The following is a 23,681-nucleotide window of genomic DNA, read 5'->3' as shown; positions in this document are numbered from 1 at the left end:
GTTTGAGGACCGGGGCCCGGGGCGGAGCCCCGGAGCGGAACGGGGCCGGGCCGGGCCGGGTCAGACCTTCTGTTTGTAGCCTCGGCCCCATTGGAGGCCCCACCCGTAGAGGCGGTCGAGCTCGGCCTGGAAGCCGTAGACGTACTTGACCTCGCGGCGCACGATCATCTCGTCCTTGACGTTCTCGAGCATCACCACCGCGCAGGAGCGGGCTTCCGGGGCCCGCTCGTCCAGCGGGATCTCGATCCGCGGGCCGTTGCTCGGGAAGAGGGTCACCACGGCGTGCGTCCGGTCGAAGGCGGGCGTGCCGTCGTAGATGTAGACGAACACCAGCAGCCGCTTGATGTCGTCCTTGTGGTCCATGTTGATGTAGATCGTCTCGCCGGAGCCGGACCCGAAGCGGTCGTCGCCGCTCAGCTGGACGTACGGCGGGGCGTTGAGGCCGCCGAAGAAGTCGCCCAGCGGTTGCACCACGCCCTTGCTGCCGTCCTGCAGCTCGTACATGCAGGCCAGGTCGAGGTCGACGTTGACCATGGCGGGGCCCTGGGCCTGGACCATCTCCGGCTTGAACATCTTTAACGGGTGCCTGAGGGACGCCTGGCCGAAGCTCCGCCTGCCGTCCTGGAAGTCCGAGGTCCGCATCCGCCAGGAGAGATTGATCCGCAGGTTGCCGCCGGCCGCGCCCTGCTTGGTCAGCGAGATCGTCTGGCGCCGTCTGGTCAGCTCGACCGCGCCGGAGGCATCACCGCTGTCGAACTGCTGCCCCGCTCCCCGTCCCCAGTTGCTGAGGAAGCCCACTGCTCTCCACCCCCACCGCCGGCCGCGTCCGCCGGCCTTCGTCCCTTTGGTCCACATGCCGCGGGGCGGCCGGGAGGTGAACCCTCTCGGCCGCCCCGCTATCAGCGTTCCTCATTCGTCCCCCCGCCACACTCCGAGCGTGGTCACACTCGAAAAGCGGGGGCGCACTCAGGAGGAGACCTCCTGGCGGACCTCGCCATCGGACACCTCGGCGCGGCGGTTGCGCACCACCGAGGACCAGTACGAGGCGCCGATCAGCACGACGCCGATGGCGCCGGTGACGACCTCCTGGATCTCGTACTTGATGGTGACCAGCAGGATCACGGCGAGCGCGCCGATGGCGTAGTGCGCGCCGTGCTCCAGGTAGACGTACTCGTCGAGGGTGCCCTTGCGGACCAGGAAGACCGTCAGCGACCGGATGTACATGGCGCCGATGCCCAGGCCCAGCGCCATCACGAAGATGTCGTTGGTGATGGCGAAGGCGCCGATGACGCCGTCGAAGGAGAACGACGCGTCGATGACCTCCAGGTAGAGGAAGAGGAAGAAGGCCGCCTTGCCGGCCAGGCCGACCGCGCTCGGGGAGCCCTTCTTCGCGGCTTCGGCGCCCTTGCCGGACTCCTCCGCCTCGTCGCCGTCCTCGTCCTCCTCGTCTTCTTCCAGCTTGTCCTCGAAGTAGCCGGAGATGCCGCCGACGATGAGGTACGTCAGCAGACCGGCGACACCGGACAGCAGGACGGTGGCGGACTTGTCACCGCCGCCGTGGGCCACGTCCTCGGCGAAGGTGCTGGCCGTCACCAGCAGCACGCCCAGCGCCACGACGATGGAGAGGGTGTCGAGCTTGCCCAGCTTGGCGAGCGGGCGCTCCAGCCACGCCAGCCACTTGATGTCGCGCTCCTCGAAGATGAAGTCGAGGAAGATCATGAGCAGGAACATGCCGCCGAAGGCCGCGATGGCCGGATGCGCGGCGGTGACCAGGTGTTCGTACTCGTCCTTGTTGTTGATCGCCAGGTCGACGGCCTCGATCGGCCCCAGCTTCGCCGTCATGGCGACGATGAGCACCGGGAAGACCAGTCGCATACCGAAGACGGCGATCAGAATGCCGACGGTCAGGAAGATCTTCTGCCAGAAGGCATTCATCTTCCGCAGGATGCCGGCATTGATGACGGCGTTGTCGAACGAGAGCGAGATCTCCAGGACCGAGAGGATCCCGACGAGTGCGAGCCCCTTCCACCCCCAGAGAACACCGGCCAAGGCCAGGCCGGCCGCCGTGACGGCGAACGACCAACCAAAGGTTTTCAGGAGCACTGGCTACCCAATCCTTCTTCTGAAAGGTCTCCCCCGCGCCTGTACGCGGCTTTACGAAACGTTGACCCCGAAGTCTAGAGCGATGCCTCGCAGCCCCGACGCGTACCCCTGGCCCACGGCGCGGAACTTCCACTCCCCGCCGTAGCGGTAGACCTCGCCGAAGATCATCGCGGTTTCGCCGGAGGCGTCCTCGGAGAGGTCATAGCGCGCCAGCTCGTTTCCGTCCGCCTGATTCACGACCCGGATGAAGGCATTGCTGACCTGGCCGAACGTCTGCCCGCGGGCGTCCGCCTCATGAATGGAGACCGGAAAGACGATCTTGTCGACCTGGGCCGGGACCTTGGAGAGGTCCACCAGGATCGACTCGTCGTCGCCCTCGCCCTCACCGGTGAGGTTGTCACCGGTGTGCTCGACGGAGCCCTCGGGGCTGGTGAGGTTGTTGTAGAAGACGAAGTACTCGTCGCCGAGCACCCGGCCTGACCTGCACAGCAGCGCGCTGGCGTCGAGGTCGAACGGTGCCCCGGTGGTGGAGCGCGCGTCCCAGCCCAGGCCGATCAGTACCTGGGTGAGATCCGGCGCGGCCTTGGTGAGGGAGACGTTGCCCCCCTTGGCGAGCGTGACGCCCATGATGCTGATTCCTCCCCGGTGTCATGCAAGTGGTTCACGCACGACCGGCGCCGCACTCCCGTCTGGTCAGGTGTGCGGCGCCGGATCGTGGGACCGGGTGCGCGCGTCGCCGGCGCGGCGCGCGCACCCGGTGTGGAGCGACGGGTGCGGCTCAGACGTTGACGCCGAAGTCCTGCGCGATGCCCCGCAGGCCGGAGGCGTAGCCCTGGCCGATGGCGCGGAACTTCCACTCCGCGCCGTGGCGGTAGAGCTCACCGAAGACCATGGCGGTCTCGGTCGAGGCGTCCTCGCTGAGGTCGTAACGGGCCAGCTCGTTGCCGTCGGCCTGGTTGACCACGCGGATGAAGGCGTTGCGGACCTGGCCGAAGCTCTGCTGGCGGGTCTCGGCGTCGTAGATCGAGACGGGGAACACGATCTTGGCGACGTCGGCCGGGACACCGGCGAGGTTCACCTTGATCTGCTCGTCGTCGCCTTCGCCCTCACCGGTGAGGTTGTCGCCGGTGTGCTCGACGGAGCCGTCCGGGCTCTTGAGGTTGTTGAAGAAGACGAAGTTCTGGTCGTTGGTGACCTTGCCCTCGTCGTTCGTCAGCAGGGCACTGGCGTCAAGGTCGAAGTCGGTGCCGGTGGTGGTGCGGACGTCCCAGCCCAGACCGACGATGATCGCGGTCAGGTTCGGGGCTTCCTTGGTCAGCGAGACGTTGCCGCCCTTGCTGAGGCTGACTCCCACGAGTCCTCCCAATAAGGTTCGTCAGGAGCACTGGGTGCCCCTTGAAGCGTTTTCCATTCGGATCAACGAATCGATCCTAGTGAGCGGTTCCCTGGTACGCGGGTTCCTGTCAGAGGTTTTCGAGCGCCTTCACGTAGTCGGCGATGTCGCGGGCGTCGGGCAGGCCGTTGACGACGGTCCAGCGGACCACGCCCTCCTTGTCGATGATGAAGGTGCCGCGCACCGCGCAGCCCTTCTCCTCATCGAAGACCCCATAGGCGCGGCCGGTCTCGCCGTGCGGCCAGAAGTCCGAGAGCAGCGGGTACTCCAGGCCCTCCTGCTCGGCGAAGATCCGCAGGCTGAACGGCGCGTCGCAGGAGACGGCGAGCAGCTGGACGTCGTCGTTGACGAACTTCGGCAGCTCGTCGCGGAGCGCGCACAGCTCGCCGGTGCACACGCCGGTGAAGGCGAAGGGGTAGAAGAGCAGCACGACGTTCTTCTCGCCACGGAAGTCGGCGAGCCGGACCGTCTCTCCGTGCTGGGTCTTCAGCTCGAACTCAGGGGCCTTCGTACCGACCTCTATCGCCATGGGGTCCATCCCTTTCGCATCGGATCCACTGATCGCGCCCACCCTACGTGTCGAGCCCCCTCCGGACGGATCCGGAGGGGGCTCGCACAGTGCTTGTCGGCGGTGGCCTCAGCGCTTGGACCTCGGCGCGACCAGACGGCTGCCCGTCCAGTCCTTGGCGGCGTTGATGCTCTTGGTCTGGGACAGACCGGCGGTCTGCGCCGCGTCGCTGATGTCGCTGGGCTCGATGTAGCCGTCCCGCCCGGTCTTGGGCGTCATCAGCCAGATGTCTCCGCCCTCGTCGAGCAGGCCGATCGCGTCCACCAGCGCATCCGTAAGGTCGCCGTCCTCGTCGCGGAACCACAGCAGGACGACGTCGGCCACGTCGTCGTAATCCTCGTCGACGATGTCCTGGCCGATCAGGGCTTCGAGGCCTTCACGAAGCTCGTGATCGACGTCGTCGTCGTAGCCGATCTCCTGGACCACCTGTCCGGGCTCGAACCCCAGCTTTGCCGCCGGGTTGGTCCGCTCCTCCGCGTGGTCCGCGGTCGCGCTCACGGATGTCCTCCTGTCACGTTTCTTGAATACGTCATGCACCTCGCGCGTACGCGGGGCATTGGGCGTAGTCCACACGGGCCGGGCGGATCGCGCAAGTACCCAGCCGTCCAGACCGCCGAAACGGTGACGGATACGGCGCTCTCACCGCAACTCGCATCGCGCCAGCCCCTGCGGCGGTGATTCACACCACAGCGTTCCGTGGCTTTTGTGAACTTCTGTGGCCAGATTACGACGCCCAGGGCCGAACGGCCGTACGCAGCGGTCCCCCATAGTGGGCGTAAGGTTGCGATTTGGCCGTCGCCGGCCGACCGGCCCGGCAGCGCCCGTCTCACCGCGTGGTGGTTACCAATCGGTAGAGATGACGTACCCCGCACCCGAGGTACACGATGGAGATCGGCGCGACCAGCACAGCACATCCCACCGCGTGCACGCACCGAGTACCGACCGCGTGCGCGTCACGCGCACGACCGAAACAGCGAAGGAATAGCGTGGCTTCCGGATCCGATCGCAACCCGATCATCATTGGCGGCCTTCCCAGCCAGGTCCCGGACTTCGATCCCGAAGAGACCCAGGAATGGCTCGACTCGCTCGACGCAGCCGTCGATGAGCGAGGCCGGGAACGCGCCCGCTACCTGATGCTCCGCCTGATCGAGCGCGCCCGCGAGAAGCGGGTCGCGGTGCCCGAGATGCGCAGCACGGACTACGTCAACACCATCGCGACCAAGGACGAGCCGTTCTTCCCGGGCAACGAGGAGATCGAGCGCCGGATCCTCAACGCGACGCGCTGGAACGCCGCCGTGATGGTCTCCCGCGCCCAGCGTCCGGGCATCGGGGTGGGCGGCCACATCGCCACCTTCGCCTCCTCCGCCTCGCTGTACGACGTGGGCTTCAACCACTTCTTCCGCGGCAAGGACCAGGGCGACGGCGGCGACCAGATCTTCTTCCAGGGCCACGCCTCCCCCGGTGTCTACGCCCGCGCCTTCCTGCTGGACCGGCTGAGCGAGCAGCAGCTCGACGCGTTCCGCCAGGAGAAGTCGAAGGCTCCCTACGGCCTGTCCAGCTACCCGCACCCGCGGTCGATGCCGGACTTCTGGGAGTTCCCGACCGTCTCCATGGGCCTGGGCCCGCTCGGCGCGATCTACCAGGCGCGGATGAACCGCTACATGGAGGCGCGCGGCATCGCCGACACCTCCCGCAGCCACGTCTGGGCGTTCCTCGGCGACGGCGAGATGGACGAGCCGGAGTCGCTCGGCCAGCTGTCGCTGGCGGCGCGCGAGGGCCTGGACAACCTCACCTTCGTGGTCAACTGCAACCTCCAGCGCCTCGACGGCCCGGTGCGCGGCAACGGCAAGATCATCCAGGAGCTGGAGTCGCAGTTCCGCGGCGCCGGCTGGAACGTGATCAAGCTGGTGTGGGACCGGACCTGGGACCCGCTGCTGGCCCAGGACCGCGACGGCATCCTGGTCAACAAGCTCAACACCACGCCGGACGGTCAGTTCCAGACGTACGCCACCGAGACCGGCGCGTACATCCGCGAGCACTTCTTCGGGGATGACCAGCGGCTGCGCAAGATGGTCGAGAACATGACCGACGACCAGGTCCTGCACCTGGGCCGCGGCGGTCACGACCACAAGAAGATCTACGCGGCGTACGCGGCGGCCAAGGCCCACAAGGGCCAGCCGACGGTGATCCTGGCGCAGACGGTCAAGGGCTGGACGCTCGGCCCGAACTTCGAGGGCCGCAACGCGACCCACCAGATGAAGAAGCTGACGGTCGACGACCTCAAGCGCTTCCGTGACCGGCTGCACCTGCCGATCGCGGACAAGGACCTGGAGTCCGGTCTGCCGCCGTACTTCCACCCGGGGCGCAACAGCGAGGAGATCCAGTACATGCACGACCGCCGCAAGGCGCTGGGCGGCTACGTGCCGACCCGGGTCGTGCGTGCCAAGCCGCTGGCGCTGCCGGAGGACAAGGTCTACGCGCCGGTGAAGAAGGGCTCCGGGCAGCAGTCGATCGCCACCACCATGGCGTTCGTGCGGCTGCTGAAGGACCTGATGCGGGACAAGGAGATCGGCAAGCGCTTCGTCCCGATCGCGCCGGACGAGTACCGCACCTTCGGTATGGACTCGCTCTTCCCGTCCGCCAAGATCTACAACCCGCTGGGCCAGACCTACGAGGCGGTCGACCGCGAGCTGCTGCTGGCGTACAAGGAGTCGCCGACCGGGCAGATGCTGCACGACGGCATCTCCGAGGCGGGCTGCACGGCCTCGCTGATCGCGGCGGGCTCGGCGCACGCCACGCACGGCGAGCACCTGATCCCGGTCTACGTCTTCTACTCGATGTTCGGGTTCCAGCGGACCGGTGACCAGTTCTGGCAGATGGCCGACCAGCTCTCGCGCGGTTTCGTGCTGGGCGCGACCGCCGGCCGCACCACCCTGACCGGTGAGGGTCTCCAGCACGCGGACGGCCACTCCCAGCTGCTCGCCTCGACCAACCCGGCCGTCGTCGCCTACGACCCGGCGTTCGGCTACGAGATCGCGCACATCGTCCAGGACGGCCTGCGCCGGATGTACGGCGAGAACTCCGAGGACGTCTTCTACTACCTCACCGTCTACAACGAGCCGATCCAGCACCCGGCCGAGCCGGAGGACGTGGACGTCGAGGGCATCCTCAAGGGCATCCACCGCTTCAAGGCGGCCGAGAAGGGCGCGATCCCCGCGCAGATCCTGGCCTCCGGTGTCGCGGTGCCGTGGGCGGTCGAGGCCCAGCGGATCCTCGCCGAGGAGTGGAACGTCAAGGCGGACGTCTGGTCGGCGACCTCGTGGAACGAGCTGCGCCGGGACGCCGTCGAGGCCGAGCAGCACAACCTGCTGCACCCGGAGGAGGAGCAGCGCGTGCCGTATGTGACGCGCAAGCTCACCGGCGCGGAGGGCCCGAAGGTGGCCGTCTCCGACTGGATGCGGGCGGTGCCGGACCAGATCGCGCGCTGGGTGCCGGGCACCTACCAGTCGCTGGGCGCCGACGGCTTCGGCTTCGCCGACACCCGTGGGGCCGCGCGCCGCTTCTTCCACATCGACGCGCAGTCGATCGTGCTGGCGGTCCTCACCGAGCTGGCCAAGGAGGGCAAGGTCGACCGCTCCGCGCTGAAGCAGGCGATCGACCGCTACCAGCTGCTGGACGTGGCCGCGGCGGATCCGGGTGCGGCCGGGGGCGACGCGTAGTCGCTGGGCGCTGAACCGAAGCACGGAGGCTGGGCCCGGACCGCGATGCGGTCCGGGCCCAGCCGTTTGCCGCGCGGCGGCCTTCGCCGGGGCGCTGCCCCGGACCCCGCTCCTCAATCGCCGGAGAGGCTTGATTTCTTCAGCTTTCCCAGATCTTGAAGGCTCGGACCTGGTAGGGGGACTCCGGCGCCCAGGAACCGGAGGGGTAGGTGTCGTATTCGCCGGTCTCCGCGCATTCGGCGCTCTGGTAGGTGGTGACGGGGCGCCCGGTGCGGTTGGCCAGGGAGGCGGCGGTGGCGCGGCGCGGCAGCGCCACGCAGCTTTCCAGGTCGGTGCCGGACAGCTCGTGGGTGCGGGGCGTGCCGCGGAAGCCCGTGGTGCGCCACAGGCAGAGCTGCCCGGTGGCGCACTGGCCGAGCCTGGTCGGTGGTGGTGCGGCGGCCGCCGGGCCCCGGGTGGGCGGTGCCGCGGTGGCGCCGGCCGGAGCGAGCGCGGCGGTGGCGGCGGCCAGGACGGTGGCGGCGGCCACGGTGGTGATCGTGGTGATGGAGACGGCACGCATCAGGGCTCTCCCCCGTGTCGGATGTCTTCGACGGCGCCGTGGTGGGCGCGTCGGTGTGGTCTCCGCCAGCGTGGCCAGGCCCTTCGGCCGCCTCAAGGGGTGTCGATCACGGCCACCCTGATAGGTGGTGGCGCGGGGACGGGTGTGGGATCGCTCACCAGCGGGCAGGTCCCGTATCGCCGAAATGCCGGGCTAAATCACCCACATCACGATGAGCAACGGCAATTAACCGCTTGCAAACGTGACATGAATCACCCGTTTGGCGGGTTAGCCCTCGCGTCTCCTAGGGTGTCCCGCGGTGAACACCTTCCCGGAGCTCGGCTCCACTCCCTCCACCACCACCGTCTGGCGCACGCTGCTCGCGCTCGCGGTGGTGTTCACGCTGCTCGCCATCTCCGGCTGGACGGCGATCCGGGACCACAGAGGGGACATGGATCCGCGCGCCCAGGCGCTGTCCGCCTGGCAGAAGGGGAAGATCGGCGGGCACCCGCTCCCCGACCCGTACGCCGCGCCCCAGCGCCTGGCCCGCTTCTTCGACTCGTTGACCGAGAAGCAGCGCGTCGATCTCACCACCCGCTATCCGCTGGTCGTCGGCAACCTCAACGGCGCGCCGCCGCGCCTGCGTTACCGGGCCAACCGGCTCGCGCTGATCCGCGCCCGGGAAGTCGAGCGGCGGCGCACGCACGACAGTTCACTCTCGCCGTACGGCCGGCAGGACGCGGGACGGCGGATGCACCGGTACGAGTCGATGCTGCGCGGGGACCGCCGGATCATCGCCTTCGACCCGGCCGGCCAGGGCCGGGCTGCCGAGGTCTTCGGCGATCTGGAGCACGCCCGCCGGGTGGCGATCGTGGTGCCCGGGGTGGACACCAACGTCCTGACCTTCGAGAGGACCGCGCGCCGCTACTCCGCGCCGGTCGGCATGGCGCAGTCGATCTACCGCACCGAGCGGTCCCTGGCGCCGGGCGGCGCCAACGCGGTCATCGCCTGGGCCGACTACACCACGCCGGTCGGCACCGGACTGGACGCCGCCACCGGCAAGCTCGCCGCCGAGGGCGCGCTGCGGCTGCGGGCCTTCGTCAAGGGACTGCCCGAGCGGTCCGAGGTCTCCCTGGTGTGCCACAGCTACGGCTCGGTGCTGTGCGGCATCGCCGCCCGCGACCTGTCCCCGAAGGTCACCGACATCGCCGTGGCGGGCAGCCCGGGGATGCGCGCGGGCCATGTCTCCGAGCTGGGCACCACGGCCCGGGTGTGGGCGATGCGCGACGAGGACGACTGGATCGAGGACGTGCCCAATCTGGAGCTGGGGGCTCTCGGGCACGGCGCCGACCCGGTGGCCGAGGGCTTCGGCGCGCGCCGGCTCTCCGCCGCTCGGGCGGAGGGACACTCGGGGTATTTCGTGCCCGGCACCGAGAGCGTGCTGAACTTCGCGAAGATCGGCACCGGCGCTGTCTCCTCGGTGACCTGCGCCGATGAGGCCGACTGCACCGCCGCGGCGGCCTGACCGCCGGATGCGGGTTTGACGCGCGTAGCCCACCGGAGGGGGACGGGCGGGCCACCGCCGCATACGATGAGCCGCATGGGTGATGTGCTGGCCGGTTTTCACACCGTCTGGGAGTTCGACACCGACTCCGTGCTCATCCGCTTCGAACGGGGGATTCGTACGCCGAAACTGCTTCAGGCTCTCGGTGAACGCCGCATCCCTTACGAGGCGCTGTCCGCCGTGGAGCTCTCCCCCGGCAAGCGCGGAACGGTGGTGCTGCGTGCCGTACCCCGGCCCGGCGCCGATCCGCTGATGGACGCCGCCGACGGGCAGCTCAAGGAGGGCTACGACCCGTACCGGCTGGTGCTGCCGGCCGAGCGGGAGGTGCTCGCCGAGTACTACGCCGACGAGATACGAGGGGCGCTCGGCCCGGACGCCGACCGCCCCGCCGAGGATTACCTGGTGGCCGCGCCGGAGCCGCCGCTGGCCTTCAAGGCGTACGACGGCAAGGCGTCCTTCGACGGCACCTCGGTGGCCTTCCGGTGGTTCTGGACCGGCGCCTCGTCGGCGAAGTGGAAGGCCGGGGACCAGCGGTTCGCGGTCGAGGAGCTGAGCGGCGTCGAGTGGCGCTCCCCGGAGGTCTTCGACGGCTATCTGCGGCTGCTGGACCGGGCGGGCGACGAGCGGCCGGGCGCGGCCGACCAGGACCCGGCCGCCGTGGTCTTCGGCATGGGATACGGCCTGGTGCACGAGTCGCTGCCGTTCGCCGCGTCGGTGCTGGCGGCGGTGCGGGCCGCCGGGTCCACGACCGCGGCCGACTCCCGCGAGCACTCGCCCAAGCGGTCCGTCCCGGCGGCCCGCCGGGATCCGGCGGACATCGCCGACCGGATCCGGCAGCTGGGCGAGCTGCACGCGGCGGGGCTGCTGACGGACGGGGAGTTCACCGCGAAGAAGGCGGAGCTGCTCGCCGAGTTCTGATTTCCTTCCGGGGGCTCCGCCCCCGGGCCCCCGCTCCTCAATCGCCGGAGGGGCTGATTGTTTCTAAGCACGGCCCGCCGAGGTGAAGCCCATGTCGGCGTAGCGGCCGCCGGCGACCTGGGCGGCGATCGGCTCCAGCAGGGCCAGCTCCTCCTCGCTCAGCCGCAGCCGGGTGGCCGCGGTGTTCTCCTCCAACCGGGAGCGCTTACGGGTGCCCGGGATCGGGATCACGGTCAGCCCGTGCGCCTCGGCCCGCTGCTGCACCCAGGCCAGCGCGATCTGCGCCGGAGAGGCCTCACGGGCCTCGGCGATCTGCCGGACCGGGGCCAGCAGGGCGGCGTTGGCGGCGGCGTTCTCGCCGGTGAAGCGCGGCTGGGTGCGCCGCCAGTCGTCCGCTCCCAGCTCCTGGTCGGCCTGGACGAACGCGCCGGTCAGGAAGCCCCGGCCGAGCGGGGAGTACGGGACGAAGGCGATGCCCAGCTCCTGGGCGGCGGCCACCACGTTGACCTCGACGTCCCGGCTGAACAGCGACCACTCGGACTGCACCGCCGCGATCGGGTGCACGGCCTGCGCCGCGCGCAGCTCGCCGCCGGAGACCTCGCTCAGCCCCAGGTGGCGGACCTTGCCCTCGGCGACCAGCTCGGCCATCGCGCCGACCGTCTCCTCGATCGGCACGTCGAGGTTGCGGCGGTGCATGTAGTACAGGTCGACGTGGTCGGTGCCCAGCCGCCGCAGGCTGCCCTCGATGGACTGCCGGATGTAGTCGCGGTCATTGCGGATCTCCTGGTAGGACGGGTCGTCCTCGCGCCGCACGATGCCGAACTTGGTGGCCAGCACCAGCTCGTCGCGGTGGGCCCGGACGAACGGGGCGATGAACTCCTCGTTGCGGCCGAAGCCGTAGATGTCGGCGGTGTCGAAGAGCGTGACGCCCAGTTCCAGGGCGTGCTCCAGGGTGGCGCGCGCCTCCTTCTCGTCCGTCGGCCCGTAGGCATGCGCCATGCCCATGCAGCCCAGGCCCTGTATGCCTACCTCCGGGCCGCCCGTACCGAGCGGGGCGGTCGCGATCTTCTGGGTGATTCCGGTCATCCGCTGTGCCTCAGGCTCTCTCCGCCGCCCGGGCGGGCGTCGGCGTAGATTCCGATCTTGTAGTCGAGGACCTCGAGCGTGTCCTGGAGCTCGGCGATCCGCCGCCGCACCTCCTCGCGGTGCCGGGTCAGCAGCTCCTCGCGGGCGGCGAAGGTGCTCGGCCCCTGCCGCGCCAGCTCGGCGTAGCGGATCATGTCCGCGACCGGCATGCCGGTCACCCGGAGCTTGCTCACCAGGGCCAGCCAGTCCAGGTCCCGGTTGGTGAAGCGGCGCTGACCGGTGTGGGTGCGGTCCACCTGCGACAGCAGCCCGATGCGCTCGTACCAGCGCAGGGTGTGGGCGGACAGTCCGGTGTGCTCGGCGACCTCGCCGATGGTGTACCGGTCCTCTCCGGTGGGCCGGGGGTAGGGGACCGTCGTCAGGCACAGCGCCAGTGGCACCGATGGACTCTCCAGCACGGTCATACCGTTCCCCCTTCGCGACTGCGGGTCTTGGTCCCTCACGACTTCGATCAACGCTAGAGAGTTGGAGTGCACTCCAAGCAAGCCGAATATTTGACCGTCTCTTGCAGCGGTTAGGCTCATGCCCATGGAGAGCCTGCGGATGATCGAGAACTGGCCGGTCCCGACGGCGGCCGCGGCCGTGGTGACGGCGGACGGCACCGTCGCCGGATCGTACGGTCCCGTCGATCACCGCTTCCCGCTGGCGTCGGTCACCAAGCCGCTGGCCGCCTACGCCGCGCTGGTGGCCGTCGAGGAGGGCGCGGTCGAGCTGGACGAGCCGGCCGGGCCGGACGGTTCCACGGTGCGGCACCTGCTGGCGCACACCTCCGGGCTCGCCTTCGACGAGCACCGGGTGATGGCCGCGCCGGGCACCCGCCGGATCTACTCCAACGCGGGCTTCGAGGTGCTCGGCGACCACATCGCGAAGGCGACGGACATCGCCTTCGCGGAGTATCTGCACGAGGCGGTGCTCCAGCCGCTGGGGATGGCGTCGACCGAGCTGGCGGGTTCGCCCGCGAAGGACGCCGTCTCCACGGTGGCCGATCTGGCCCGTTTCGCGGCGGAGTTGCAGGCGCCGCGGCTGCTGGCGCCGCAGACCGTCGCCGAGGCGACCTCGGTGGTCTTCCCCGGGCTCAGCGGAGTGCTGCCGGGCTACGGGAACCAGAAGCCGAACGACTGGGGGCTGGGTTTCGAGATCCGGGGCGCCAAGACGCCGCACTGGACGGGCAGTTCCTCCTCGCCCCGCACGTACGGGCATTTCGGGCAGTCCGGGACGTTCCTCTGGGTCGACCCGGGTGCGGGCGCGGCCTGTGTGGCGCTGACGGACCGGGCGTTCGGCCCCTGGGCGATCGAGGTCTGGCCGCAGCTCACGGACGCGGTCCTGGCCGAACTCCGCGCCGGGTAGCTCCCCCGGACCGCGGGGTCGCCAAGCCCCAGGCCGCGGGCCCCGGGGCCGCGGAGCCTCGGGGCCGCGGAGCCTCGGGGCCGCGGAGCCTCGGGGCCGCTCTCAGCCGTAGACCGGCTCCACGTGCATCTCCCACACCAGGAACTCCGCCGCGCCCACCGCGGTGGCGGTCACCCCCACCGCGTCGGTGATCCGGGCCGCGTCCCCGGGCCCGAGCCGCTCACCGGCGGTGTCCTCGGCGATGTCCACGGCGCCACGTACCACGTGCAGGTAGAGCCAGGGCGCGTCCGGCAGCTGGGTCCGCTCGCCCGCGGCCGGGCGGCGCACATGCAGCACCGCGCCGGCCCGCCCCAGGGCGTAGGGGGCGGTGTCGGCGATGCCGCGCACCACCTCGTACTCGGGCCGGCCGCCGATCTCGGCCGGGGTCAGCCACATCTGCACGAACCGCAGCGGGACGCCGCCGGCGTTCCGCTCCACGTGCCGGACGCCGCTGCCCGCGCTGAGCCGCTGCACATCCCCGGGCCGGACCACCGTGCGCTGCCCGGTGGAGTCCTCGTGTGTGAGTTCCCCCTCAACGACCCAGCTGACGATCTCCATGTCGCGGTGCGGATGCTCATGGAATCCGGCGCCGGGCGCGAGCCGCTCCTCGTTGCACGCGAAGAGCGCCCCGAACCGCACGTTGTCCGGGTCGTAGAAGCCCGAGAAGGAGAAGGCATGGCGGGTGTCGACCCCCGCGTCGTCGCCGCCCCGGAAGCGCTCGGCGGCCCGCTGAACCCACATCACGGGGCCCACGGTAGTCGCCCGCGTCCCGGGGCACCCCACGAGCATGCCTTCCGATAAGGCAGGCTTGTCCTCGTGCCTGAACCCGCGCCGAAGAACACCCACCCGCACTCCGCGACCCTGCGCCGCCTGGAGAAGTCATCCGGGAAGCTGGCCGCCAGAGCCATCGCCCGGATGGACGAGCAGCTCCCGTGGTACCGCGCCATGCCGCCGGAGAACCGTTCCTGGATCGGGTTGGTCGCCCAGGCGGGTATCGCGGCGTTCACCGAGTGGTTCCGGCATCCGGAAGCCCCGCAGGCGATCAGTACCGATGTCTTCGGCACCGCTCCGCGCGAGCTGACCCGGGCCATCACGCTCCGGCAGACCGTGGAGATGGTCCGCACGACCATCGAGGTCATGGAGTCGGCGATCGACGAGGTGGCGGCGCCGGGCGACGAGTCGGTGCTGCGCGAGGCGCTGCTGGTGTACGCCCGGGAGATCGCCTTCGCCACCGCCCAGGTGTACGCGCAGGCGGCCGAGGCGCGCGGCGCCTGGGACGCCCGGCTGGAGTCGCTGGTGGTCAACGCGGTGCTCTCCGGCGAGGCGGACGAGGGCGCGCTGTCGCGGGCCGCGGCGCTGGGCTGGAACTCGCCCGAGCACGTCATCGTGGTGCTGGGCACGGCGCCGGACGGCGACAGCGAGCTGACGGTGGAGGCGATCCGGCGGGCGGCGCGGCATGCCAAGCTCCAGGTGCTCACCGGGGTGCTGGGCGACCGGCTGGTGGTCATCGCGGGCGGCTCGGACAATCCGCTGCACACCGCGAAGGCGCTGATCGGACCGTTCGCCGCGGGCGCGGTGGTGGCCGGCCCGGTGGTCTCGGATCTGCTGGCCGCGACCCGGTCCGCGGCCGCCGCGGCCGCCGGGCTGAAGGCCTGCGCGGCCTGGCCGGACGCCCCCCGGCCGGTGCTCGCGGACGATCTGCTGCCCGAGCGCGCGATGGCGGGAGACCCTGCCGCGCGCGAGCAGTTGGTGGAGGAGATCTACAGACCGCTGGAGGAAGCGGGCTCGGCGCTCCTGGAAACGCTCAGCGTCTACCTGGAGCAGGCGAGCAGCCTGGAGGGCGCGGCGAGAATGCTCTTCGTCCACCCGAACACCGTGCGCTACCGGCTGCGACGTGTGACCGACGTCACCGGATGGTCACCCTCCGATGTCCGCTCCGCCTTCACTCTCCGCATTGCCCTGATCCTGGGCCGCCTCAGTGCTGGGGACACACAGAGCTAGGCTTTTGTCGGACACCAACAATTCCCTCCACGGTTCTTCGTCCCTGTCCTCACGGGCGGGCCGGACCCCCCACAAGAGAGAGTGTGAGAGTGCTCGTACTCGTCGCTCCCGGCCAAGGCGCCCAGAAGCCCGGCTTCCTGTCCCCCTGGCTCGAACTCCCCTGTGTCGAAGACCGGCTCCGCGAGTGGTCGGACGCCATCGACCTGGATCTGATCCGCTACGGCACCGAGGCTGATGAGGAGGAGATCCGGGACACCGCCGTCGCCCAGCCGCTGCTGGTGGCCGCCGGCCTGGTCTCCGCGCAGGCGCTGCTGGGCTCCGGCCTGAGCGGCGGCTTCGACGCCGTGGCGGGCCACAGCGTCGGCGAGCTCACCGCCTCCGCCGCGTCGGGCGCGCTGAGCTGCGAGGCCGCGCTGCGGCTGGTCCGCAAGCGCGGACTGGCGATGGCCGAGGCCGCCGCGGTCACCGAGACCGGCATGGCGGCCCTGCTGGGCGGCGAGCCGGAGGCCGTGCTGCCGCACCTGGAGAAGCTGGGCCTGACCCCGGCGAACGTCAACGGCGCCGGCCAGATCGTGGCCGCGGGCACCGCCGAGCAGCTGGCGGCGCTGGCCGAGGACAAGCCGGAGGGCACCCGGCGGGTGGTCCCGCTGCAGGTCGCGGGCGCCTTCCACACCCACCACATGGCTCCGGCGGTGGCCGCTCTGGAGGCGGCGACCGAGGGCCTTGAGGTCGCCGACCCGCGGCTGCCGTTCGTCTCCAACCAGGACGGCGAGGTCGTGGCGGACGGCGCCGATCTCATCCGGCGCCTGGTCACCCAGGTGTCCAACCCGGTGCGCTGGGACCTGTGCATGGAGCGGTTCCAGCAGCTGGGTGTCACGGCGATGATCGAGCTGACGCCGGGCGGGACGCTGGCCGGTATCGCCAAGCGGGCCCTGCCGGACGTGAAGACCGTCGCGCTGAAGACGCCGGAGGACCTGGACGCCGCCCGCGCCCTGATCGCCGAGCACGCCGACTCTCCCGCCGCCGAGTACCCGGCCGAATAGGAGCCAGCAGAGCATGACCGCGAAGATCAAGCCCAGCAAGGGCGCACCGTACGCGCGGATCCTCGGCGTCGGCGGCTACCGGCCCACTCGCGTGGTGCCGAACGAGGAGATCCTCAAGCACATCGACTCGTCCGACGAGTGGATCCGCAGCCGGTCCGGCATCGCCACCCGGCACTGGGCGGGCCCGGACGAGACGGTCGCCTCGATGTCGGTGGAGGCCGGTGGCAAGGCCATCGCCGACGCCGGGATCACTCCCGAGCAGATCGGGGCCGTGATCGTCTCGACCGTCTCGCACTTCAAGCAGACCCCGGCGATCGCCACCGAGATCGCGCACCTGATCGGCGCCGGCAAGCCGGCCGCCTTCGACATCTCGGCCGGGTGCGCGGGCTTCGGCTACGCCCTCACCCTGGCCAAGGGCATGGTGGTGGAGGGCAGCGCCGAGTACGTGCTGGTCATCGGCGTCGAGCGGCTCTCGGACCTCACCGACCTGACGGACCGGGCCACCGCGTTCCTCTTCGGTGACGGCGCCGGCGCGGTCGTCGTCGGCCCGTCCAAGGAGCCGGCCATCGGCCCCACGGTCTGGGGCTCGGAGGGCGACAAGGCCGACACGATCATGCAGACGCTGCCGTGGGACGTGTACCGCGACGCCTCGGCCGGCGAGGTGCGGTACCCGGCCATCACCCAGGAGGGCCAGGCGGTCTTCCGCTGGGCCGTCTTCGAGATGGCGAAGATCGCCCAGCAGGCGCTGGACGAGGCCGGGGTCGCCGCGGCGGACCTGGACGTCTTCATCCCGCACCAGGCCAACATGCGGATCATCGACTCGATGATCAAAACCCTCAAGCTGCCGGAGCACGTCACGGTCGCCCGTGACGTGGAGACGACCGGCAACACCTCGGCAGCCTCCATTCCGCTCGCCATGGAGCGGCTGTTGGCGACCGGGCAGGCGAAGAGCGGTGACACCGCGCTCGTCATCGGCTTCGGGGCGGGGCTCGTCTACGCCGCGACGGTCGTTACTCTCCCCTAGGCAAGATCCCACGCAGCCCGGCACCGCCGGACGCTGCGTACTCCATCGCAACACCACCGAAGAAGGAGCGCCGCACAATGGCCGCCACGCAGGAAGAGATCGTCAAGGGTCTCGCGGAGATCGTCAACGAGATCGCGGGCATCCCGGTCGAGGACGTCAAGCTGGACAAGTCCTTCACCGACGACCTGGACGTCGACTCGCTGTCCATGGTCGAGGTCGTCGTCGCCGCCGAGGAGCGCTTCGACGTGAAGATCCCGGACGACGACGTCAAGAACCTCAAGACCGTCGGCGACGCGACCAACTACATCCTGGACAACCAGGCCTGAGCCGAGCGCTTGTCGCCACCCGAGCGGTGGCGGGTACAGCCCCCTCTATCAGTGGAGTAAGAATTCCTGTGAACTCGACCAATCACACCGTGGTCGTCACCGGTATCGGCGCAACCACACCGCTGGGTGGCGACAGCGCATCGACCTGGGAGGCCCTTCTCGCCGGACACTCCGGTGTCGGCCTCCTCCAAGAGGACTGGGCAGCCGAGCTGCCGGTCCGTATCGCCGCGCGGATCGCGGTCGAGCCGGCCGAGATCATTCCGCGGCCGCAGGCCCGCAAGCTGGACCGCTCGGCGCAGTTCGCGCTGATCGCGGCCCGCGAGGCGTGGGCCGACGCGGGCTTCACCGGCAAGGCCGGCGAGGACTCCTCGGTCGACCCGGACCGGCTGGGCGCCGTGGTCGCCTCCGGTATCGGCGGCGTCACCACGCTGCTCGACCAGTACGACGTGCTGCGCGAGAAGGGGGCCCGCAAGGTGTCCCCGCACACCGTGCCGATGCTGATGCCCAACAGCCCGGCGGCCAACGTCGGCCTGGAGGTCGGCGCCCGCGCGGGTGTGCACACCCCGGTCAGCGCCTGCGCCTCGGGCGCGGAGGCCATCGGCTACGCCATCGAGATGATCCGCACCGGTCGCGCCGATGTGGTCGTGGCGGGCGGCACCGAGGCGGCGATCCACCCGCTGCCCATCGCCGCCTTCGGCAACATGATGGCGATGTCCAAGGACAACGACGACCCGCAGGGCGCTTCCCGCCCCTACGACGTCACCCGGAACGGCTTCGTGCTCGGCGAGGGCTCGGGCATGATCGTGCTGGAGTCCGCGGAGCACGCGCAGCGGCGCGGCGCCCGGATCTACGCCGAGGCCGTCGGTCAGGGCGTGTCGGCCGACGCGCACCACATCACGCAGCCCGAGCCGTCCGGCAACGGCATCGCGCACGCGCTGCAGAACCTGGTCGCCTCCACGGACCTGAAGCCCGCCGAGATCGCGCACGTCAACGCGCACGCGACCTCGACCCCGCAGGGCGACATCGCGGAGATCAAGGCACTCCGCAAGGTCTTCGGTGACGACGTGGACCACATGGCGCTCTCCGCCACCAAGTCCATGACCGGTCATCTGCTCGGCGGCGCGGGCGGTGTGGAGACGGTGGCGTCGGTGCTGGCCCTCCACCACCGGATCGCCCCGCCGACCATCAACATCGAGAACCTCGACCCGGAGGCGGACGCGGACGTCGTGCGCGACAAGCCCCGTGATCTGCCGCAGGGCACGATCGCGGTGCTGAACGACTCCTTCGGCTTCGGCGGTCACAACGTCGTGCTGGCCTTCCGCACGGTCTGACCGGCACATCTGCGGTCTGTGAACGGCCCGTCCCCGGCATCGCCGGGGACGGGCCGTTTTCTCGTGCCGCCGGTTTCTCGTGGAGCCGGTTGAGGGGGCGTCAGCCGGTCAGACGACCTGGTGCAGCCAGCGGACGGGCGCGCCCTCGCCCGCGTAGCGGAAGGGTTCCAGCTCGTCATCCCAGGGCTTGCCGAGCAGTTTGGCGACCTCGGCGGCCAGCTCGGTCTCGCCGCGGGCGGATCGGGCCAGCGCGGCGCGCAGCCGGTCCTCGGGGATGAGGATGTCGCCGTGGATGCCGGTGACGGCGTGGAAGATGCCGAGCTCGGGGGTGGAGCTGTAGCGCTCGCCCTCGGCGTTGGCGCACGGCTCGGCGGTCACCTCGAAGCGCAGCAGATGCCAGCCGCGCAGCGCGGAGGCGAGCTTGGAGGCCGTGCCGATCTGGCCCTGCCAGGAGAATTCGGCCCGCCAGGTGCCCGGTGCCGCGGGCTGTTTGATCCAATCGAGGGTGACGCGCACGCCGAGGACGCCCGCGATGGCCCATTCGACGTGCGGGCACAGCGCGCGCGGGGCGGAGTGCACGTACAGAACTCCACGTGTCGTCACCGGGACCTCCAGTGCGGTTCGAGGTTCGCCTTCCCCAGCGGCCTCGTGCCCATACCGGTCACGTCCGGGACAGCAACCGACATTCTGCCCCACTGATCATGCCTGCACCAGCTCCCGAGGTTACATGAAGTAAACACCACTGAGCTAAATTCTCCACAAAAGGGACAGGAGGTGACGCGTTGTGATGCTTCGGCGTCGGACGACACCCCCCGCTGGACCGGGGACCCAACTGGCACGAGGAAAAGCTACCGCGCGGCGTACAGGGCGGAGTGACGTACCGTCGGTCCTGGATAGATATCACCCATCAGTCGGAGGGGGAACAGCCATGCGGGGCTCAGGCCGGCGCGCCAAGCGCCGATATCCGACCACGACGGGCACCAGGACCACGACCGCCACCACCCGGACGACCGCGGCCGCCACGACCACCACGGCCGCCACGTCCGCCACCGGGCAGCCGACCGCGCGCACCCCGGCCGTCCTGGTCAGCAGGGCTCCGGCCGGTGCGCGCGCCGCGGTGGCGCTGCTGTCCGCCGCCGCGCTGCTGGCCGGTTGCAGCAGCGGCTCCGACGGCGACCACGCGGAGCAGGGGCAGCGGGCCCCGGAGCGCCCGGCCGGCCGGCCCGGGCCGGCGTGGAACACCCAGCCCGCCTCCATCGCCTCCGTCGGCGACTCCATCAGCCGTGGCTTCGACGCCTGTTCGGTCCTCTCCGACTGCCCCGAGGCTTCCTGGTCGACCGGTACCGAGGTGGACAGCCTGGCCCGCCGGCTGCTGCCGCCCGCCACCACCGAGGGCGCCGGGAAGGGCGGGAAGAGCTGGAACTTCGCCGAGACCGGGGCGCTGATGTCGGACCTGCCCGGGCAGCTGCGGCAGGCGGTGGCGCACAAGCCGGACCTGGTCACGGTGCTCATCGGGGCCAACGACGCCTGCCGGCCTTCGGTGGACGACATGACTCCGGTCACCGACTTCCGCGCCGACTTCACCGCGTCCCTGGCCTCGCTGCGCCGCTCGCTGCCCCGGACCCAGATCTATGTGGCGAGCGTTCCCGACCTGGAGCGGCTGTGGTCTCAGGGCCGGAAGAACCCGCTGGGGAAGACGATCTGGCGGCTGGGGATCTGCCCTTCGATGCTGAAAGACGCCGACTCCACCAACCCGGCCGCCGTGGAACGACGCCGTCAGGTCGCGGACCGCGTCGTCGCGTACAACACCGTGCTCAAGGACGTCTGCGCGCGGGACCGTCTGTGCCGGTATGACGAGGCGGTGCACAACTACCGCTTCACCACCGCCCAGTTGAGCAAATGGGACTGGTTCCACCCGAACAAGGAGGGACAGCGGGTACTGGCGGACATCGCGTACCGCGAAATCACCCGGAAGGAGTCGACGGCCTGACGTCAACGGGCGTGGCGCCGGGGGCGGGGTCCGGGAGGGTGAGGGTGAGCGCGAGGCGGCGGTCGGCGACGCTGCGGCCCACCTCGGCCCGGTAGGGGCCGGGGAGCAAACGCCAGCGGCCGGTCGGGCGTTGGCTCTCGTCCCAGAACTCGGCGGCGCGGCGCGGCACCGGGATGGCCGCCTCGACGGATTCGCCGGGCCGGGCGTGGACCGCGGCGAAGCCGGCCAGCGCGCGTGCCGGCCGCTCCGGCCCGGCGCCGGCCGGCACCGCGAGGTAGAGCTGTACGACCTCGCGGCCGGGGCGGGTGCCGGTGTTACGGATCCGGACGGTGACCGTGCCCAGGCAGCCGTCGTCGTCCGGCGGAGCGAACTCGGCGCTCTCGTAGGTCCAGTCGGTGTAGCCCAGGCCGTGGCCGAAGCAGTACGCGGGCGTCCTGCCCGCCCGCTCCCAGGCCCGGTAGCCGATGAACACCCCCTCGTCGTAGTCGAGTCGGCCGCTCTCCGGTGCGACTCGGCGGACCGGGGCGTCCGCCAGCCGGGCGGGCCAGGTGGTGGGCAGCCGGCCGCCGGGCTCTGCCGCGCCCAGGAGCACATCGGCCAGCGCCGCGCCCGCCTCCTGGCCCGGGAACCAGCTGAGCAGCACCGCCGCCGCCCGGTCGCGCCACGGCATCTCCACGGGTGAGCCGGAGTTGACGACCACGACGGTACGGGGATTGGCCGCGGCGACCCGGGCGGCCAGCTCGTCCTGGCGGCCGGGCAGCCTCAGGTCGGTCCGGTCGAACCCCTCGCTCTCCACCCGCTCGGTGGTGGCGACCACGACCACCGCGGCATCGGCCGCCGCCGCGGCCGCGACGGCTTCCTCGATCAGCTCGTCCGGGTCCCGCTCGGGCTCGCGGTGCGTGAGCGCGAAGCCGACGGCCCTGACCGGCGCGTCCTCGATCCGGGCCACGACACAGCTCAGGGTGACCGGGACGGGCCGGCCGGCGGTCAGTTCGGCATGGCCGCGCGGCACCGGGGAGCCGAAGAACGCCTCGAAGGGGTCGTCGGCGCCGCTGCCCGGTGCCGCCGACGGCATGGGCCGCCGCCAGTCGTAGAGCACCGCCCCGTCGACGGTGAGCCGGAAGTCGCCCAGGCCCTTGGTGCCGAAGGCGTGCGGACCGCCGACGCGCGGGGTGAAGGCGCCGGTGATCTCGATGGTGTGCAGCGTCTCGAAGGCCACGCCGTCCGGCAGGTCGCCGCCCAGCCAGCGCAACTCGCCCCCGGGCAGTCGCCGTTCGCCCAGGACGTGGCCGTCCCGGTCGCGCACCACGGCGCGCAGTTCGAATCCGGCACCGGCCACGCCGAGTTCACCGGAGGGCTCGGCGCCGGTGGCGTGGTGGAGCGCGACGGACTCCGGCAGCGCGGCGCGCAAGCCCTCCAGGGGCGAGACCACGTGTGGCGGGAACACCTGGGCCGAGCCGCCGCCGAGCACCCGGGCCTCCCGCGCGGCGCCGCCGATGAGCGCGACAGACCGCACCGTGCCGGGGTCGATCGGCAGCGCCTGGCGCTCGTTGCGCAGCAGGACGAAGGAGCGGCAGGCGATCTCGCGCGCCAGGGCCGCGCCGTCGATGGCCGGATGCCCGGCGCCGTCGGTGGCGGCGGGGCCGCGGGCGCCGGCCAGCGCGCCGGTGCGGGCGGCGAGCCGCAGCACCCGCCGCACCGCCTCGTCCACAGCGGACTCGGGGACCTGCCCGGACCGCACCGCGGCGGCGAGCGCCGGTCCGTACACCGAGCGCGGGCCGGGCATCGCCACGTCGAGGCCGCCGAGCAGCGCTCGCGCGGTGTCCCGGGCGGCCAGCCAGTCGGAGACGACGACACCGTCGAAGCCCCACTCCCCGCGCAGGACATCCCGCTGGAGCGCCCGGTGCTCGGTCATGGTGGTGCCGTTGACCGCGTTGTAGGCGGCCATCACCCCCCAGGGGCGGGCCCGTTTGACGATGGTCTCGAAGGGGGCCAGGTACAGCTCGCGCAGCGCGCGTGCGCCGACCCGGTTGTCCACGGTGAAGCGCTCGGTCTCGGCGTCGTTGGCGACGAAGTGCTTGACGGTCGTGCCCACGCCGCCTTGCTGGACCCCGGTGACGTACGCCGCGCCGATCTCCCCGGTCAGGAGGGGGTCCTCGCTGTACGCCTCGAAGTGGCGCCCGCCCAGCGGGGAGCGGTGCAGGTTGACAGTGGGCGCCAGCAGCACGTGTACGCCCTTGCGCCGGGCCTCCTGGGCCAGGAGCAGCCCGGCACGGCGGGCCAGGTCCCGGTCCCAGGTCGCGGCCAGCGCGGTCGGGCTCGGCAGCGCGACGGAGGGGTCGTCGGCGGTCCAGCGGACCCCGCGCACGCCGATCGGCCCGTCCGACATGACCAGGGAAGCCAGTCCGATCTCCGGGACGGCGGGCAGCGACCACATGTCCTGTCCGGAGAGGAGCCGGGTCTTGGTGTCCAGATCGAGCTTGGACAGGCCGGCCTCCACGACCGCCGCGATCTCGTCGTCGCTGATACGGGGCTGGGGCCGGGCCTTGTCGAGCGCACCATCGGTCACAGTCGTACCCCCTCGTCGAGGTCAGCACGGTCGGTCCATCCTGACCCGTCGACTGACGG

The 23,681-nt window shown here is 70.9% G+C and carries 22 protein-coding genes; 10 read left to right on the top strand and 12 right to left on the bottom strand.

All coding sequences use genetic code 11. From position 1 onward, the window contains the following. Window positions 1-60: 60 nt before the first annotated feature. The 6 genes from AC4BDD_RS21375 to AC4BDD_RS21350 all read right to left on the bottom strand — a co-directional run bounded on the left by AC4BDD_RS21375 (window position 61) and on the right by AC4BDD_RS21350 (window position 4,562). Entirely contained in the window at window positions 61-798 is a 738-nt protein-coding gene (locus tag AC4BDD_RS21375) for a TerD family protein (RefSeq protein WP_490687064.1), read from the bottom strand. A gap of 168 nt (window positions 799-966) precedes the next feature. Beyond that, on the bottom strand, window positions 967-2,103 hold the full coding sequence (locus AC4BDD_RS21370) for a DUF475 domain-containing protein (RefSeq protein WP_490687063.1): 1,137 nt from the start codon (window positions 2,101-2,103) through the stop codon (window positions 967-969). 51 nt (window positions 2,104-2,154) lie between these two features. Continuing rightward, window positions 2,155-2,730: a TerD family protein gene (locus AC4BDD_RS21365; protein ID WP_490687062.1), complete on the bottom strand. Its 576-nt coding sequence runs from the start codon at window positions 2,728-2,730 to the stop codon at window positions 2,155-2,157. Window positions 2,731-2,881: 151 nt separating this feature from the next. Further along, window positions 2,882-3,457 (bottom strand): TerD family protein, encoded by a 576-nt coding sequence (locus tag AC4BDD_RS21360; protein WP_490687061.1) that lies wholly within the window; start codon window positions 3,455-3,457, stop codon window positions 2,882-2,884. A gap of 109 nt (window positions 3,458-3,566) precedes the next feature. After that, window positions 3,567-4,025, bottom strand: coding sequence for a peroxiredoxin (locus AC4BDD_RS21355; RefSeq protein ID WP_490687060.1), 459 nt, complete (start codon window positions 4,023-4,025; stop codon window positions 3,567-3,569). A 108-nt stretch (window positions 4,026-4,133) separates the two neighbouring features. Next, window positions 4,134-4,562 carry a DUF3052 domain-containing protein gene (locus AC4BDD_RS21350; protein ID WP_490687059.1) on the bottom strand — a complete coding sequence of 143 codons (429 nt, stop codon included), beginning with the start codon at window positions 4,560-4,562 and terminating at the stop codon, window positions 4,134-4,136. A 488-nt stretch (window positions 4,563-5,050) separates the two neighbouring features. Here AC4BDD_RS21350 and aceE point away from each other — a divergent pair, with 488 nt between their 5' ends. Further along, window positions 5,051-7,783 (top strand): pyruvate dehydrogenase (acetyl-transferring), homodimeric type, encoded by a 2,733-nt coding sequence (gene aceE / locus AC4BDD_RS21345; protein WP_490687058.1) that lies wholly within the window; start codon window positions 5,051-5,053, stop codon window positions 7,781-7,783. A gap of 139 nt (window positions 7,784-7,922) precedes the next feature. On the opposite strand, the gene AC4BDD_RS21340 is transcribed toward aceE, so the two are convergent. Continuing rightward, entirely contained in the window at window positions 7,923-8,345 is a 423-nt protein-coding gene (locus AC4BDD_RS21340; protein WP_490687057.1) for a peptidase inhibitor family I36 protein, read from the bottom strand. 298 nt (window positions 8,346-8,643) lie between these two features. On the opposite strand from AC4BDD_RS21340, the gene AC4BDD_RS21335 reads away from it, so the two are divergent. Both AC4BDD_RS21335 and AC4BDD_RS21330 read left to right on the top strand, forming a co-directional pair. Continuing rightward, window positions 8,644-9,849, top strand: a complete 1,206-nt coding sequence (locus AC4BDD_RS21335) for an alpha/beta hydrolase (RefSeq protein WP_490687056.1) — start codon at window positions 8,644-8,646, stop codon at window positions 9,847-9,849. A 75-nt stretch (window positions 9,850-9,924) separates the two neighbouring features. Further along, window positions 9,925-10,806 (top strand): DUF4429 domain-containing protein, encoded by an 882-nt coding sequence (locus tag AC4BDD_RS21330; protein ID WP_490687055.1) that lies wholly within the window; start codon window positions 9,925-9,927, stop codon window positions 10,804-10,806. A 63-nt stretch (window positions 10,807-10,869) separates the two neighbouring features. Here AC4BDD_RS21330 and AC4BDD_RS21325 read toward each other — a convergent pair whose 3' ends face one another. Next, a complete protein-coding gene (locus AC4BDD_RS21325; protein ID WP_490687054.1) occupies window positions 10,870-11,892 on the bottom strand; it encodes an aldo/keto reductase in 1,023 nt (340 codons plus the stop codon). Continuing rightward, window positions 11,889-12,356 carry a MerR family transcriptional regulator gene (locus AC4BDD_RS21320; protein ID WP_490687053.1) on the bottom strand — a complete coding sequence of 156 codons (468 nt, stop codon included), beginning with the start codon at window positions 12,354-12,356 and terminating at the stop codon, window positions 11,889-11,891. The genes AC4BDD_RS21325 and AC4BDD_RS21320 overlap by 4 nt, the downstream gene beginning before the upstream one ends. Before the next feature lie 124 nt (window positions 12,357-12,480). On the opposite strand from AC4BDD_RS21320, the gene AC4BDD_RS21315 reads away from it, so the two are divergent. Continuing rightward, window positions 12,481-13,299, top strand: a complete 819-nt coding sequence (locus AC4BDD_RS21315) for a serine hydrolase domain-containing protein (protein ID WP_490687052.1) — start codon at window positions 12,481-12,483, stop codon at window positions 13,297-13,299. Window positions 13,300-13,401: 102 nt separating this feature from the next. Here the strand turns inward: AC4BDD_RS21315 and AC4BDD_RS21310 are convergent, their stop codons facing one another. Beyond that, window positions 13,402-14,079, bottom strand: a complete 678-nt coding sequence (locus tag AC4BDD_RS21310; protein ID WP_490691874.1) for a pirin family protein — start codon at window positions 14,077-14,079, stop codon at window positions 13,402-13,404. 75 nt (window positions 14,080-14,154) lie between these two features. Here AC4BDD_RS21310 and AC4BDD_RS21305 point away from each other — a divergent pair, with 75 nt between their 5' ends. From AC4BDD_RS21305 to fabF, 5 genes are all read left to right on the top strand, one after another. Continuing rightward, the gene (locus tag AC4BDD_RS21305) at window positions 14,155-15,339 is read left to right on the top strand and encodes a PucR family transcriptional regulator (RefSeq protein WP_490687051.1); all 1,185 of its coding nucleotides are present in this window, start codon (window positions 14,155-14,157) and stop codon (window positions 15,337-15,339) included. An 89-nt stretch (window positions 15,340-15,428) separates the two neighbouring features. Next, window positions 15,429-16,382, top strand: a complete 954-nt coding sequence (locus AC4BDD_RS21300) for an ACP S-malonyltransferase (RefSeq protein WP_490687050.1) — start codon at window positions 15,429-15,431, stop codon at window positions 16,380-16,382. A 13-nt stretch (window positions 16,383-16,395) separates the two neighbouring features. Then, a complete protein-coding gene (locus tag AC4BDD_RS21295; protein ID WP_490687049.1) occupies window positions 16,396-17,406 on the top strand; it encodes a ketoacyl-ACP synthase III in 1,011 nt (336 codons plus the stop codon). Window positions 17,407-17,483: 77 nt separating this feature from the next. After that, on the top strand, window positions 17,484-17,732 hold the full coding sequence (locus tag AC4BDD_RS21290; protein ID WP_490687048.1) for an acyl carrier protein: 249 nt from the start codon (window positions 17,484-17,486) through the stop codon (window positions 17,730-17,732). A 68-nt stretch (window positions 17,733-17,800) separates the two neighbouring features. Continuing rightward, the gene (gene fabF, locus AC4BDD_RS21285; RefSeq protein ID WP_490687047.1) at window positions 17,801-19,063 is read left to right on the top strand and encodes a beta-ketoacyl-ACP synthase II; all 1,263 of its coding nucleotides are present in this window, start codon (window positions 17,801-17,803) and stop codon (window positions 19,061-19,063) included. Window positions 19,064-19,171: 108 nt separating this feature from the next. On the opposite strand, the gene AC4BDD_RS21280 is transcribed toward fabF, so the two are convergent. Beyond that, window positions 19,172-19,666, bottom strand: coding sequence for a DUF3145 domain-containing protein (locus AC4BDD_RS21280; RefSeq protein WP_490687046.1), 495 nt, complete (start codon window positions 19,664-19,666; stop codon window positions 19,172-19,174). A 325-nt stretch (window positions 19,667-19,991) separates the two neighbouring features. Here AC4BDD_RS21280 and AC4BDD_RS21275 point away from each other — a divergent pair, with 325 nt between their 5' ends. Continuing rightward, the gene (locus AC4BDD_RS21275) at window positions 19,992-21,053 is read left to right on the top strand and encodes an SGNH/GDSL hydrolase family protein (protein WP_490687045.1); all 1,062 of its coding nucleotides are present in this window, start codon (window positions 19,992-19,994) and stop codon (window positions 21,051-21,053) included. On the opposite strand, the gene AC4BDD_RS21270 is transcribed toward AC4BDD_RS21275, so the two are convergent. Then, window positions 21,028-23,622: a beta-glucosidase family protein gene (locus AC4BDD_RS21270; RefSeq protein ID WP_490687044.1), complete on the bottom strand. Its 2,595-nt coding sequence runs from the start codon at window positions 23,620-23,622 to the stop codon at window positions 21,028-21,030. The genes AC4BDD_RS21275 and AC4BDD_RS21270 overlap by 26 nt on opposite strands. Window positions 23,623-23,681: the final 59 nt, after the last annotated feature.

This window comes from Streptomyces sp. JLBT605, from assembly GCF_058215555.1.
The sequence above is the reverse complement of the archived record's forward strand: the minus strand, read 5'-3'. Positions and strand labels throughout refer to the sequence as shown.

Coding starts and splice junctions, on each gene's coding strand:
- AC4BDD_RS21365 (WP_490687062.1), bottom strand. CDS start 2,730: ATGGGCGTCACGCTCGCCAAGGGGGGCAACGTCTCCCTCACCAAGGCC.
- AC4BDD_RS21355 (WP_490687060.1), bottom strand. CDS start 4,025: ATGGCGATAGAGGTCGGTACGAAGGCCCCTGAGTTCGAGCTGAAGACC.
- AC4BDD_RS21340 (WP_490687057.1), bottom strand. CDS start 8,345: ATGCGTGCCGTCTCCATCACCACGATCACCACCGTGGCCGCCGCCACC.
- AC4BDD_RS21330 (WP_490687055.1), top strand. CDS start 9,925: ATGGGTGATGTGCTGGCCGGTTTTCACACCGTCTGGGAGTTCGACACC.
- AC4BDD_RS21325 (WP_490687054.1), bottom strand. CDS start 11,892: ATGACCGGAATCACCCAGAAGATCGCGACCGCCCCGCTCGGTACGGGC.
- AC4BDD_RS21320 (WP_490687053.1), bottom strand. CDS start 12,356: ATGACCGTGCTGGAGAGTCCATCGGTGCCACTGGCGCTGTGCCTGACG.
- AC4BDD_RS21315 (WP_490687052.1), top strand. CDS start 12,481: ATGGAGAGCCTGCGGATGATCGAGAACTGGCCGGTCCCGACGGCGGCC.
- AC4BDD_RS21310 (WP_490691874.1), bottom strand. CDS start 14,079: ATGTGGGTTCAGCGGGCCGCCGAGCGCTTCCGGGGCGGCGACGACGCG.
- AC4BDD_RS21295 (WP_490687049.1), top strand. CDS start 16,396: ATGACCGCGAAGATCAAGCCCAGCAAGGGCGCACCGTACGCGCGGATC.
- AC4BDD_RS21290 (WP_490687048.1), top strand. CDS start 17,484: ATGGCCGCCACGCAGGAAGAGATCGTCAAGGGTCTCGCGGAGATCGTC.
- AC4BDD_RS21275 (WP_490687045.1), top strand. CDS start 19,992: ATGCGGGGCTCAGGCCGGCGCGCCAAGCGCCGATATCCGACCACGACG.